Origin of the sequence: Paenarthrobacter sp. YAF11_1 (assembly GCF_052113445.1) — a bacterium.
In the GTDB taxonomy this organism is placed as follows: Bacteria; Actinomycetota; Actinomycetes; order Actinomycetales; family Micrococcaceae; genus Arthrobacter.
The window spans coordinates 243,144-254,871 of sequence record NZ_JBFRDF010000007.1 but is presented as its reverse complement, the minus strand read 5'-3'; the positions used below and the strand labels follow the sequence as shown (position 1 = coordinate 254,871).

The following is an 11,728-nucleotide window of genomic DNA, read 5'->3' as shown; positions in this document are numbered from 1 at the left end:
GCGAAGCCTGCAACCACACCAAAGAAAACCCCGGCTGGACCGCAGAAGCCCTGCCCGCAGCAACCATGCCCGCCGACACCCACACCCTGAACATCAGCACACCCACCGGACACACCTACCAATCCAAAGCCCCGCCACTACCCGGACACAGCCCATCCAGAACGTGATGCGGGGAAGCCGGAACAGCCCTCAAAAAAAGTTTTCAAAAAAAGTTTGTACCCCGCGTAACCCTTTGGCGTGCCTCGTCGATTACGTCTGTGAAAGGGCCGAGCTGGAATTTGTCCCCCATCATGTTCCAGCTCGGCTCTTCCTTGTCCGGAGCAGTTTGCCCGATCAGATTTTCCCGGACAAGCGGGTCCTCCCTGGGGATGGCCCGGCAGAGCAGCTACCCTTGGTGAGGTCCTCCGTCGTGCAAAGGCGGGTGACCTGGCCGAAAGCCACGGACCTGCCGCCGATCGAAAGTCCCACCATTGTGACCGACGCATTGACCGACGAAGCGCTTCACGCGCTCAAGGGCAATACCGCGGAACTGTTCAGCGCCGTCTACCAGGCCTGCGCGGGCCAGGTCCTCGGATATCTGACAGCCAAAGGCGTGCCCGATCCTGAAGCAAGTACACAGGACGTGTTCCTGGCGGTGTTGCCGCGGCTCGACGAGCTCAGCGGTGGTGTCAATGGACTGCGGACTTTCATCTTCTCGGTGGCCCATGCACGCATGGTGGATGAGCACCGGAAGCAAAACCGGGCGCCGATACAGCACGAGTTCGAGCCCGAACGGGATACGCGCGAATCGAGCTCTGCAGAGGCCCAAGCCTTGTCCAGGCTGGCGCCATATGAGGTTGCGGCGCTTCTGGACAACCTGGGCGACGACCAACGGGAGGTCCTGCATCTCCGCATCGTGGCCGGCCTGACGGTTGAACAGGTAGCCGACATCATGGGGAAATCCGCTGGCGCGGTCAAGCAATTACAGCGCCGGGCCCTCATTACGCTCCGTGAGCATTCGGCAGTAAAGGAATATGTGTCGCCATGACATACAGGGATACAGAACGCGAAGCGATCGTGGACGAGCTCCTGCTCGACGCCGATCTCGCCGACGCTTCAGACCTCCACCAAGCGCTGGTGTCGCTGGGTACCTTTGCCAACCTTCCGGCTCCCGCTCCCAGCCCGGAGCTCGCTGCCATGATCGCCGGCCCGCACGATGAACTGTCCAAGCGTCGTTGGCGGCACAAGCACCGGACCGCAGTGGTCAGCATCGCGGTAGTGGCTGCAATGGGACTTGGGGTGAGCGGCGTCGCCGCGGCCAGCTCGGGCTTCACCCGCAACCCTCCCTTCATTAACCAACTCATCAGCAATTTCCAGCCGCAGCCACCAGTCGCGGCACCCGAACTGCCGTCGCCCGACGCTCCCCGGGTCACCACGGAACGGGCTCCCGCCGCCGACCCCGCGGCAGTTCCACCTACCTCGGAAGTTTCATCCATCCCCGCGCCCGCGGCTGCTTCCGCCGATAATGTGGCACAGGCACAGGCACAGGCACAGGCACAGGCACAGGCACAGGCACAGGCACAGGCGCCCGTCCCGGCAGTGCCTGCACCGAAGCCTGCCGACGCGGGCGCTGCCAACTCGGGCGCTGCCGACTCGGGCGCTGCCGACTCGGGCACCGACGCAAGCGCAGCCCAGCCAAGAACTGCCAAGCCGAACAAGTCACTTGAGGGCGCAGCCCAGGATCCGCAGGCCAAGGCGAACCAACTCAGGCGGCAGGGCGCGGACGCCCTTAGGGGTGAAGCGTCAAAAAACGACACCGGAAAGCCGACAAGGCCCGAGACCAGCAGTAAGCAGGGACCGCTTCTTCCTCCGGTGTCTGAGACGCGCACCGAAGAACAGTTCCAGGCCGTGATGGACAAGTGGAAGAAGTGGCTGAAGCAGGGTCACCGCTAGGCGCGCAGCAGCCTCAGCGGCATTGGAAGATGCAGAATATTCGGCCAGGATGCCTGCCGGTGAGCGGGAGTAGGCTTGGGGAATGATGCATGTCAACGATCCGGCTGTCGTAGAACGCCTGATGCGAACAAAAGGCACGTGGGCAATCGTGGGCCTCAGCACCAACCAATGGCGTTCCGCGTACGAGGTCTCGCTCTACGTCAGGGACACGATGGGCATGGAAATCATTCCCGTAAATCTCAAGGGCGAGGACGTGCACGGCGAGAAGGGGTATGAGAACTTGGCGGATATTCCGGCAGCCAGGCATCCCATCGACGTTGTTGACTGCTTCGTCAACTCCCAGCGCGTTGGCGCGGTGATCGACCAGGCGATTGCCATCGGCGCCAAGGCCGTGTGGCTCCAGTTGGGCGTATTCGATGACGAAGCTACCCAGCGTGCCAAGGACGCGGGCCTCGAAGTGGTAGTGAACTCCTGCCCGGCGCGCGAAGGCTGGCACTTCGGCTTGTGATTCCGGGCCCGATTCATCTGCTAGATTTCAGCTGAATCATTTCTTGAGTCTTGGGGGACAGCCATGTTCGGCGGCCATTCTGCGGTGCCATTTTCCACTCCCAGCAGACGGGCCGCTTTCGGAATACTCGGCGCTTCCGTTGTGGCCGGCCTGACGGCTTGTACTGCGCCTGAAAGTTCGACGCCGGTGCTGTCGCCCACTGGCACTGCCGGGCCGCACGAGGTGCCGGGGCCGAATGGTGCGCTGGGCGTCGGAGGCGAGGTTCCGACGTCGTCCGCGACGCCGACGCCGACACCGACGCCGACCCAGACGCCCACCACCACCAAGCGCATCCGGCGCACGTTCATCCCGGACTACCAGCTCCCGCCGATCGTGGGCGGCCTTGCACCGGTGATCAGCAAGATAGAAACCAAGCACCCGGTGGTGTTCCTTACCATCGATGACGGCAATATTAAGACGCCGGAATCCGTGAAGCTGATGGCGGAGTACGACTACCCCGCGTCACTGTTCCTCACCAAGGACACCGTGGCGGAGAACCCGGCCTTCTTCAACGCCTTCAAGGCCCAAGGCAGCCTGATTGAGAACCATACGGTCACGCACAACATCAACATGGTCCGGCAGTGGGGTTACCAGCAGCAGGTGAACGACATGGTGGGAATGCAGGAGTACGCGTTCCAGCACTACGGCCGCCGTCCCACGCTGTTCAGGCCGCCTGGAGGGGCCTACTCCAACGTGATGCGGCAGGCCGTGGCGGCGTCGGGCATGAAGGCAATCGTCACCTGGGAAGCCAAGGCCAACGCGGGGAAGATGGACTATCAAGTGGGGAACTCCCTGCGCCCGGGTGACATTGTGCTCATGCATTTCCGAGCCGAATTCGCGGCCGACCTCGCTGCTTTCCGCGCGGCCCAGTTGGCTGCGGGGCTGGAAGTGGTGCTGCTGGAGGACTTCCTGGGCGTGGCGTAGTCATTGGTTGAGGCAGTGGCGGAGATGGGGCCACGCCCCGCCGCAAACCAGTAGGCTCGCTCCATGGACGTTTCCACCCTCCGCGACATCTGCCTGGGCTTTCCCGGCGCTTTCGAAGACTTCCCCTTCGGACCCGAGACGTCCGTGTTCAAGGTGCGTGCCGCCGTCGCCGGTGGTGCCCGCCACGAGGCGAAGATGTTCGCCCTCTCCACGATGGATCCGGACAACTGGTCCGTGAGCCTTAAGTGCGAGCCCGCGCTGGCGGAGCAGCTCAGGGCAGCGAACCCCGAAATCACGGGTGCCTGGCACATGAACAAGACCCATTGGAACGGTGTCCGCCTGGATGGAACCCTGTCCGACCACATGGTGCGGGACATGGTGGAGGACTCCTATGACCTGGTGGTGGCCACGTTGAGCCGCAAGCAGCAAGAGCAACTCGGCTGGGCGCGGCTCGCAAAACCGCAGGGCAACTGACACGCCCGCGCACACCCTCCCCACGGTGCTGACATGGGGCTAGATTGATACTGCATACCTAACGACCTCAGCTGCGGGCTGGTCAGGAGCGGTTTGATGCTGGATCAGAAAACACTGGACCACCTATGGAACTTTCGCGATCCTGCTGCCTCGGAAGCCAGATTCCGCGCCGCGATGATCGAGGAAATGTACGACGCCGACGAACGCGCTGAGTTGGCAACCCAGCTTGGGCGGGCCATCAGTTTGCAAGGCCGGTTCGAGGAAGCCGATGCGCTTCTGGATGACATCGACGACGACGAGCCCACCGTAGGCGTGCGCGTCCTCCTGGAGCGCGGACGGGTTTTGAATGCCGGCGGACGCCCCGCCATGGCCGTTCCCCTTCTGGAGCAGGCTGCCGAGTTGGGGGACCACCTTGGTGAGGAATTCCTGGCCGTCGATGCACTGCACATGCTCTCGCTCGCGGATGCCGCGCACGCCGAGGTCTGGATGCGAAGTGCCCTCGAATATGCCTCGACAGCCCGTGATGAGCGAACCAAGCGCTGGATGATTGCTTTGCACGTTAGCCTCGGCACGTTTCTTAGCGGTAAAAAGCGGCTCACGGAGGCCATGGTGGAGTTCCAATTGGCCGAACAATGGGCGGAACGACTGGGATCCGAGGGGCAGAAGGCTTTGGCCAGGGAGGCCATCACGGAGTGCGGGAAGGCCCTCGCCGAAGGCCCGTAGAAAGATCACGCTTTGACAAATGTTGATCGAAACTGCCGCGAAATATTGATTTTCGATCATTCGTGGTGAATTATGTCACAGAAGGTTGGTGCTGCCAGAGCGCCAACCCAGACTGTCTGACTGAACGGCTTTCCCGCCGCAACAGTCGACACTACGAGTCACTGGAGGGTTTAGAAATGAACGTTCAGCACCAGTCCGTCGGTCGCCGTGGATTCCTGCGCGGAGCACTCGCTGCAGCCGTGCTCGTGCCCATGGGGGGAACCATTGCTTCATGCGCCGCAGGTGGCGGCACCACCACCGCCGGCCCCACAGGCACCGTCTCTGACACCAACCCGTTCGGCATGGCAGACAAGTCCACAGTAGACGCCGTGATCTTCAAGGGCGGCTACGGGATCGACTACGTCGAGTTCGCAGGCAAGACCTTCGAGAAGACGCATGAGGGTTCCACGGCCAAGATTTCCCCGTCTACGGACATCGCCCAGGAGCTCCAGCCGCGTTTCGTCGGTGGCAACCCGCCGGACCTGATCGACAACTCCGGCGCGAAGTCCATCGGCTTCAGCACCATCCTTGCCCAGCTCGAAGACCTCACCAGCGTTGTGGAGGCCAAGAACCTTGAAGGCAAGGTCATCAAGGACACCCTGTACACAGGCGTACTGGCTCCGGGCACGTTCGACGGCAAGCTTGCAGCACTGAACTACGTCCTGACCGTGTTCGCTGTTTGGTACTCAGACGCCCTGCTCAAGGAGAACGGCTGGACCGTTCCCAAGACCTGGGATGAGATGTACGCGCTCGGCGAGCAAGCCAAGGCCAAGGGCAAGTACCTGTTCCTCTGGGGCAAGGAAGCAGCCACGTACTACCAGGAAATGGCCATCGCCTCAGCTATCAAGGAAGGCGGCGACGACGTCCGCCTCGGCCTGGAGAACCTCACGGCAGATTGCTGGTCGCACCCGGCCGTCCAGTCCGTTTTCACCGCTTTGGACAAGATCGTCAAGGCCGGCTTCTTCAAGCCCGGTGGCGCCGGTACCCAGTTCACGGCCGCACAGGCACAGTGGAGCAACGCCCAGGAAGCCGTGTTCTACCCGTCGGGTTCGTGGATCGAAAACGAAATGAAGGACCAGACCAAGTCCGGCTTCAGCATGATGGGTGCTCCGGTTCCCTCCGTCAGCTCCAGCCCCAAGAAACCGTACGAATCCCTGCACAGTGCCGCAGGCGAACCGTTCATTGTTCCGACGCAGGGCAAGAACGCCGCAGGTGGCAAGGAAATGCTCCGGGTCATGCTCTCCAAGGAAGCTGCCACCAACTTCGCCAAGACCAAGCTGGCTCCCACCATCGTCAAGGACACCGTTCCCGCTGACGGCTTCGGTTCCACGGCGCTGGTTTCGCAGACCAAGCTGCTCAGCGATGCCGGTGAGAACATCTACACCTGGAACTTCATCGACCTGTACGGCACCAACAAGGACCAGCTGGTTGTCTGGAACTCCTTCCTGGACGGCAAGTCGGACGTTGCAACCCTGACCTCCGCGCTGCAGAACATCACCGACAAGGTCCGCAACGACAGCTCGGTCAAGAAGATCGAAGTGAAGTGACGTCAGTGAAAACTCAGCAGAGCCGGAACGACGACGGCCTGGCCGCCGTCGTTCCGGCGCCGGCTCCACCGCAAGTGATTAGGCGGCGGCGGAAGCCGTTGACGTGGGACAAGGTCAGTTTCTTCGCGGTCTTCCTCGGACTGCCGCTGGCGATCTATCTCCTGTTCGTGATTTGGCCGTTCGTGCAGGCCTTCGGTTATTCGTTGACGGACTGGTCCGGGTTCTCGCCCACCCAGAACTTCATCGGACTTGAGAACTACGGCAAGATCTTCACGGACGACATCTTCATGAAGGCCATGGGAAACAACATCCTCCTGGTCATCTTCCTCCCGATCATCACCATCATCCTGAGCCTCGTGCTCGCGTCCTTGGTGACCGTCGGGGGCAGCAGCAAGGGCCAGATCAAGGGTCTGCGCAACTCCAGCTTCTACCGTGTTGTCTCGTTCTTCCCGTACACCATCCCCGCAATCGCCATCGGCATCATGTGGGGGCAGATCTACGATCCTTCCGGTGGCCTGCTGAACGGCATCCTCACCGGGATGGGGCTGGACCAGTTCAAGGATTTCGCCTGGCTGGGTGATAAGAACACCGCCATGATCGCCACCATGTTCGTGATCGTCTGGGGCTTCGTTGGCTTCTACATGGTCCTGTTCGTGGCCGGCATCAAGGGCATTCCCGCCGAGCTTTTCGAAGCCGCCAGGATCGACGGCGCGGGACGCTTCCGCACTGCAATGTCCATCACCATCCCGCTGATCCGCGACAACATACAGACCGCCTACATCTACATGGGTATCCTGGCCCTTGACGCGTTCGTCTACATGGCCGCGCTGAATTCTGGCGGCGGCCCGGACAACTCCACGCTGGTGATGGCGCAGCAACTGTTCTTCACCGCCTTCAGCAAGGGACAGTTCGGTCTCGCAAGCGCCATGGGCGTTGTCCTCGCCATTGCCACGCTGATCTTCTCCGGACTGGTGTTCGTGGTCAACCGGCTCACCGGCGGCGACAAGGATGTGAGCCTGTAATGACAACCAAACTCTCGACTCCGGAAATGAAGTCCCTGCACTTCCAACCGCGGAAACCGGCAACAACCACGGGCGACAAAGTGGTGGGAGCCGTTTCGCACACGGCTCTGACCATTTGGACCCTCATCGTCATCCTTCCGCTGCTGTGGACGTTCATGTCATCGTTCAAGACGTCCAGCGAGATTTTTGCCTCGCCGTTCGCCTTGCCGGCGGAATGGAAGCTGGATAACTACATCAAGGCCTGGAGTGAGGCCGGCATCGGAAGTGCCTTCCTTAACTCGGTGCTGGTGGTGGCTGTCGCCCTGGTGATCGTCATGGTCCTCGGCGCGATGTGTGCCTACGTCCTGGCCCGGTACACGTTCCGCGGCAGCAGGGCCATCTACTACCTGATGCTCGCCGGGCTGACGTTCCCGATCTTCCTTGCCATGGTGCCGTTGTTCTTCGTACTGAAGAACATGGGACTGCTGAACACCCTGCCAGGCCTGATCCTGGTGTACGTGGGCTTCGCCCTGCCGTTCACGGTGTTCTTCCTCTTCTCCTTCTTCAAATCGCTGCCGCACGAAATCACCGAAGCAGCAGCCCTTGACGGCGCAGGGGAGTGGCGGACCTTCTTCCAGGTCATGTTGCCGATGGCCAAGCCGGGCCTCGCCTCGGTTGCCATCTTCAACTTCCTGGGCCTCTGGAACCAGTTCCTGATTCCGGTGTCCATCAACGCCGCCGGCCCGCGCGTCCTGTCCCAGGAACTCGCGGCGTTCGCCGGCCAGATGGGCTACGCAGTGGACTATGGCGCGCTGTTCGCAGCCGTCAGCGTCACCGTCATCCCGGTGCTCATTGTCTACGTGATCTTCCAGCGTCAGCTGCAGGGTTCCGTTTCGCAGGGCACATCCAAGTAGCACATCCACGCTAAAAACAGCGTTCGACGGCGGTCCTCACCCATGGTGCGGGCCGCCGTCGAGTTTTTGTACAGCTCCCGCCCTTTGGAAGGCCGGTTAAGGGCATCTCCTGTACAGAAACTCTGTCAGGATGGAACGGATTCTGTAGTGCAACGAAAGGCAACAGCCCGTGATCTTCATTGTGGTCAAGTTCAACGTCAAGCCCGACTGGTCCGAGCGCTGGCTGGATCTCGTGGGAGACTTCACCCAAGCAACCCGCGCCGAGCCCGGGAACCTGTGGTTCGACTGGTCCCGCAGCGTGGATAACCCCAACGAGTTCGTCCTGGTGGAAGCCTTCCAGGACGATGCCGCCGAAGCCCACGTCAACAGCGCCCACTTCAAGAAGGCCATGGCGGACATGCCCCAGGCCCTCGTGGAGACGCCGCACATCATCAGCCGGCAGTTCGAGGGCAGCGGCTGGGACCGCATGGGTGAGCTGACCATCGCGTAGCAAAGAAAGAGGCGGTGCCGGACTCGTTGAGCCCGGCACCGCCTGTTTAAACGCTACTCCTCAGAACATCCAGGGAATCTCGGCATGGCCGAAGTCGCTGAACGAGCCGAAGCGGCCTGCCTTGAACGCGAGCACTTCGCCGTCCCGGTCCCGGCACGTGGTGACCTGGCCGAAGAAGACCTGGTGATCGCCGACGTCGTACTGCTGCACCACGCTGCAGTCCGCCTGGGCGAGGGCGCCCTTGATGACCGGAAGACCGTTGTCGGTGATGTCGAAATCGCCGTCGCCGAAGCGGTCCCCGCCCCGGACGGCGAACCGCCGGGCCACGGACTCCTGCTTTGCGCCGAGGATGGACACCGCGAACTTGCCGCTCTCCAGCAGTGCTTCGCCGGTCCGGGTGCCGAAGTTCAGGGAGATCATCAGAATGGGTGGTTCCAGGCTGATGGAGGTCAGGGAGCTGATGGTCATCCCGTATTGCTCGTCCTCGTGCTGGGTGGTGACCACGGCGACGCCGGTGAGGAAACGGCCCATGGCGCGGCGCATCCCCATGGCGTCGGGGATGGTGAAGGCTGGTGCCAGGCTCATGTCAGTTGCTCCGCTCCGCTGGTGCCGGATCCGTGTAGTACCGGACTTCGAACATCTTTGCGCCATTCTCCGAGACCCACGGACCGTGTTCCATCCCCGGCGGACGGGTGGCCCAATCTCCCGCAGTGAAGGTCCTGCCGAGACGCTGATCCACGAACGAGCCCTCGAAGATAAACACTTCTTCCCAGAAATCGTGGGTCAGGACGCCGTTGGGGGACGTGTCCGTGCCGGGCTCGAATTTGAGGACCCGGGTGACGCTGTCGTTGTCCGAGTCGCGGGCGAGGATGGCCTCCGACAGGCCCTCGATGTGCGGGTTGCAGGGTGCGAAGTCCACCGAGGATACGGGGGTGAACTCGAATTCGGGCTTTGCCATGGTCAGATCCCCTCCGATGCGGTAGCGCCGTCGATGCTGTAGGAACCCAGGAACGTGTCCAGTTCGGCTACCAGCGCGTCATAGCCGTAGTTCCGGTAGGTGTAGGCGCCGCGGACAACGAACGGCGCACCGGCGTAGAACATCTCGTACTGCTGGTGGCGGCCGGCGAACTCGGACCCGATGATGTCCCAGGCGAGCTTGAAGAGCTTGACGCGGTCCTCGCTGCTGACGCCGGGGGACTGGACGTAGCGTTCCATGTCCGGCCGGGTCACACTGCTGGTCATGTCGGCAATGCTGGACGGCAACTGCAGGACGCCGCCGCCCACCAGGTCCCTGAGGATCGAGATCACGCGGGGGTACGTTTCTGACTGCAAGCCCATGGCCCCATACAGTGCGCTCTTTCCGGGAACCCTCATGCCGGCGTCGTCCGTTGTTGCCGTGTATTCCGCGGCGAGAACCGCTGACTCAACGGACTGCACGATTGCGGCGAGTTCGCCGAGCTTCTCCTGGACGCCGGGGATCTTGTCCGTGCCGTTCACCTGCGTCACTTTGCGGGCCACTGAGGCGATGAACTTCAGCTTGGTGGAGAACCGGATCTGGGCCTGCCAGTTGCCCAGGGCGTGGGCGCCGGTGTCGAAGAACTGGCGGCGCAGGGTGTCGATGTTCCGGTTGATGAACACGCGGTCCCAAGGAATGAGCACGTCATCGAAGACCACCAGCGCGTCCGGTTCGTCGTAGTGGCTGGTCAGCGGGTAGTCGAAGTCGCTGGTAGCAGCCGGCGCAAACGGGCGGCGGCAGTAGAGCTTCAGGCCGTCGGTGGCCACGGGGATGGCGAAGCTGACGGCGAAGTCAACGTCGTCCGGGCCCAAGGGCTTGATGCAGGTGACGAAGACTTCGTCGGCGATCGCGGCGCCTGTGGCGAGCATCTGCGAGCCGCGGACAACAATGCCCTCTTCGGTTTCACGCACGACGCCGACCTGCAGGTACTCGCCTTCCCAACCGGACGCTGTGGTTGCGCGGGAAACCTGCGGGGGAATGATCGCGTAGGAAAGGTACAGGTTCTCGGACAGGATCTTCTTGTAGTACCGCTCCACATTGCCCGCGAAGTCCCGCTCATCATTCTTGAACACATCCGGGTGGGAACCGAACGCGGCGAAGAAGGTACCGACGTGATCCGGGCTGCGGCCAACCCAGCCGTGGGTGTGCTTGGCCCACTTTTCGATTGCCTGGCGGCGAAGGACGAGTTCCTCCTGGGTACGGGGAGCGGCGAAGGTCCGGTTGGCCGGTCCGTCGATCTCCTCGGAGTGGAATTGCATTCCGTTGGCGGGATCGGCTGCGATGTCGAACAGCTCGGACATGGTCCGGGCAACCTTCGCGAAGGCCGGGTGTTCCAGGACGTTGCCGACCACCTCGCCATCGAGGATCACTGTCCGGCCGTCGTTCAGGGACTTCAAATACTGCTTACCGGTTCTCATCGAAGTGAGCCTTTCTTGATTTTGTAGTTATGTTCGATTGTGGTCCCATTCGGGAAGGAGAGCTCCAACTTCCAGGAAGTTCCATCGATGAACTTCCCCTCCAGCAACGGCAGCGTGCCACCAAGGCACATGAAGTCGGCGTCGCCAATGTCGGTACGCTCCAGGAGGCGCTCGACGACGTCGGCCGGCTTGCGCAGGCCGCTCAGCGAACCCTCCTGATACAACTCGCCGTCCACCCACGAGCGTGCGGTGCACTGGTCGAGGTCGAGGTCTTCCAGCGACTCCACTTCGATGACCTGGGCTGCGACAGGCTTGGGGCAGGCGCGCTTGGAATCGCCGATGTCCTGGGCCTCGATGTCGCGGTCCGTGTGGTCCGAACCGATGCCGAGGTAGTACTGGCCGTTGTGGCGGATATAGAGGGGCTCGATCTCACCGGAGGTCAGATTCTGGGTGGTGTCGTGCTCACCGGAGGTCTCGAAAAGGTCCGAGTCCATCCGGTAGAACATGGGGACCTCTGGTGGTGGAGCCACTCCGATGGCCGCCAGCTCATCGATGTGGTGCTGGACTGCCTTCGGGTCCCGGCCTGTGTAGCCGGCCACCACTCCGTGGAATTCCGTGACCACGATGGTCTTCTCTGTGCCCACCACCTGGAAGGTGAGCGGGACTTGCCTTGTTGTTTCCATTCCGTCTCCTTGAATGCCTTT

The 11,728-nt window shown here is 62.1% G+C and carries 14 protein-coding genes and 1 pseudogene; 11 read left to right on the top strand and 4 right to left on the bottom strand.

Translation table 11 applies throughout. The annotated features are described in order from the left end of the window. The 11 genes and pseudogenes from AB4Y77_RS13435 to AB4Y77_RS13385 form a co-directional block, all read left to right on the top strand. A pseudogene (locus AB4Y77_RS13435) lies at positions 1–167 on the top strand (HNH endonuclease); the annotation flags it as partial. 305 nt (positions 168–472) lie between these two features. Then, complete coding sequence (locus tag AB4Y77_RS13430) at positions 473–1,027, top strand: RNA polymerase sigma factor (protein ID WP_442014295.1); 555 nt, start codon at positions 473–475, stop codon at positions 1,025–1,027. Next, on the top strand, positions 1,024–1,932 hold the full coding sequence (locus tag AB4Y77_RS13425; protein ID WP_442014291.1) for a hypothetical protein: 909 nt from the start codon (positions 1,024–1,026) through the stop codon (positions 1,930–1,932). The genes AB4Y77_RS13430 and AB4Y77_RS13425 overlap by 4 nt, the downstream gene beginning before the upstream one ends. An 82-nt stretch (positions 1,933–2,014) precedes the next feature. Continuing rightward, the gene (locus AB4Y77_RS13420; protein WP_442014290.1) at positions 2,015–2,440 is read left to right on the top strand and encodes a CoA-binding protein; all 426 of its coding nucleotides are present in this window, start codon (positions 2,015–2,017) and stop codon (positions 2,438–2,440) included. 63 nt (positions 2,441–2,503) lie between these two features. Further along, positions 2,504–3,403 carry a polysaccharide deacetylase family protein gene (locus AB4Y77_RS13415; protein WP_442014289.1) on the top strand — a complete coding sequence of 300 codons (900 nt, stop codon included), beginning with the start codon at positions 2,504–2,506 and terminating at the stop codon, positions 3,401–3,403. Positions 3,404–3,466: 63 nt separating this feature from the next. Then, positions 3,467–3,877, top strand: coding sequence for an MmcQ/YjbR family DNA-binding protein (locus AB4Y77_RS13410; protein ID WP_311211384.1), 411 nt, complete (start codon positions 3,467–3,469; stop codon positions 3,875–3,877). Between the two features lie 96 nt (positions 3,878–3,973). After that, positions 3,974–4,600, top strand: a complete 627-nt coding sequence (locus AB4Y77_RS13405; protein WP_442014288.1) for a hypothetical protein — start codon at positions 3,974–3,976, stop codon at positions 4,598–4,600. A gap of 176 nt (positions 4,601–4,776) precedes the next feature. Beyond that, positions 4,777–6,186, top strand: coding sequence for an N-acetylglucosamine/diacetylchitobiose ABC transporter substrate-binding protein (gene ngcE, locus AB4Y77_RS13400; RefSeq protein ID WP_311211382.1), 1,410 nt, complete (start codon positions 4,777–4,779; stop codon positions 6,184–6,186). 5 nt (positions 6,187–6,191) lie between these two features. Continuing rightward, on the top strand, positions 6,192–7,208 hold the full coding sequence (locus AB4Y77_RS13395; RefSeq protein ID WP_311211381.1) for a carbohydrate ABC transporter permease: 1,017 nt from the start codon (positions 6,192–6,194) through the stop codon (positions 7,206–7,208). Beyond that, the gene (locus AB4Y77_RS13390) at positions 7,208–8,101 is read left to right on the top strand and encodes a carbohydrate ABC transporter permease (protein ID WP_311211380.1); all 894 of its coding nucleotides are present in this window, start codon (positions 7,208–7,210) and stop codon (positions 8,099–8,101) included. Before AB4Y77_RS13395 ends, AB4Y77_RS13390 begins: the two co-directional genes overlap by 1 nt. Positions 8,102–8,270: 169 nt before the next feature. Beyond that, positions 8,271–8,591: a putative quinol monooxygenase gene (locus AB4Y77_RS13385; RefSeq protein WP_311211379.1), complete on the top strand. Its 321-nt coding sequence runs from the start codon at positions 8,271–8,273 to the stop codon at positions 8,589–8,591. Between the two features lie 60 nt (positions 8,592–8,651). Here the strand turns inward: AB4Y77_RS13385 and AB4Y77_RS13380 are convergent, their stop codons facing one another. Genes AB4Y77_RS13380 through AB4Y77_RS13365 form a run of 4 tightly spaced genes read right to left on the bottom strand, consistent with a single transcriptional unit; the run spans position 8,652 to position 11,707 of the window. Continuing rightward, positions 8,652–9,176, bottom strand: coding sequence for a flavin reductase family protein (locus tag AB4Y77_RS13380; protein WP_311211378.1), 525 nt, complete (start codon positions 9,174–9,176; stop codon positions 8,652–8,654). 1 nt (position 9,177) lies between these two features. Continuing rightward, complete coding sequence (locus AB4Y77_RS13375) at positions 9,178–9,549, bottom strand: cupin domain-containing protein (RefSeq protein ID WP_442014287.1); 372 nt, start codon at positions 9,547–9,549, stop codon at positions 9,178–9,180. A 2-nt stretch (positions 9,550–9,551) separates the two neighbouring features. Beyond that, the gene (locus AB4Y77_RS13370; RefSeq protein WP_311211376.1) at positions 9,552–11,024 is read right to left on the bottom strand and encodes a 4-hydroxyphenylacetate 3-hydroxylase family protein; all 1,473 of its coding nucleotides are present in this window, start codon (positions 11,022–11,024) and stop codon (positions 9,552–9,554) included. Then, entirely contained in the window at positions 11,021–11,707 is a 687-nt protein-coding gene (locus tag AB4Y77_RS13365) for a DUF2848 family protein (RefSeq protein ID WP_442014286.1), read from the bottom strand. Before AB4Y77_RS13365 ends, AB4Y77_RS13370 begins: the two co-directional genes overlap by 4 nt. Positions 11,708–11,728: the final 21 nt, after the last annotated feature.

Coding starts and splice junctions, on each gene's coding strand:
- AB4Y77_RS13425 (WP_442014291.1), top strand. CDS start 1,024: ATGACATACAGGGATACAGAACGCGAAGCGATCGTGGACGAGCTCCTG.
- AB4Y77_RS13405 (WP_442014288.1), top strand. CDS start 3,974: ATGCTGGATCAGAAAACACTGGACCACCTATGGAACTTTCGCGATCCT.
- AB4Y77_RS13370 (WP_311211376.1), bottom strand. CDS start 11,024: ATGAGAACCGGTAAGCAGTATTTGAAGTCCCTGAACGACGGCCGGACA.
- AB4Y77_RS13410 (WP_311211384.1), top strand. CDS start 3,467: ATGGACGTTTCCACCCTCCGCGACATCTGCCTGGGCTTTCCCGGCGCT.
- ngcE (WP_311211382.1), top strand. CDS start 4,777: ATGAACGTTCAGCACCAGTCCGTCGGTCGCCGTGGATTCCTGCGCGGA.
- AB4Y77_RS13375 (WP_442014287.1), bottom strand. CDS start 9,549: ATGGCAAAGCCCGAATTCGAGTTCACCCCCGTATCCTCGGTGGACTTC.
- AB4Y77_RS13420 (WP_442014290.1), top strand. CDS start 2,015: ATGATGCATGTCAACGATCCGGCTGTCGTAGAACGCCTGATGCGAACA.
- AB4Y77_RS13415 (WP_442014289.1), top strand. CDS start 2,504: ATGTTCGGCGGCCATTCTGCGGTGCCATTTTCCACTCCCAGCAGACGG.
- AB4Y77_RS13390 (WP_311211380.1), top strand. CDS start 7,208: ATGACAACCAAACTCTCGACTCCGGAAATGAAGTCCCTGCACTTCCAA.
- AB4Y77_RS13365 (WP_442014286.1), bottom strand. CDS start 11,707: ATGGAAACAACAAGGCAAGTCCCGCTCACCTTCCAGGTGGTGGGCACA.
- AB4Y77_RS13380 (WP_311211378.1), bottom strand. CDS start 9,176: ATGAGCCTGGCACCAGCCTTCACCATCCCCGACGCCATGGGGATGCGC.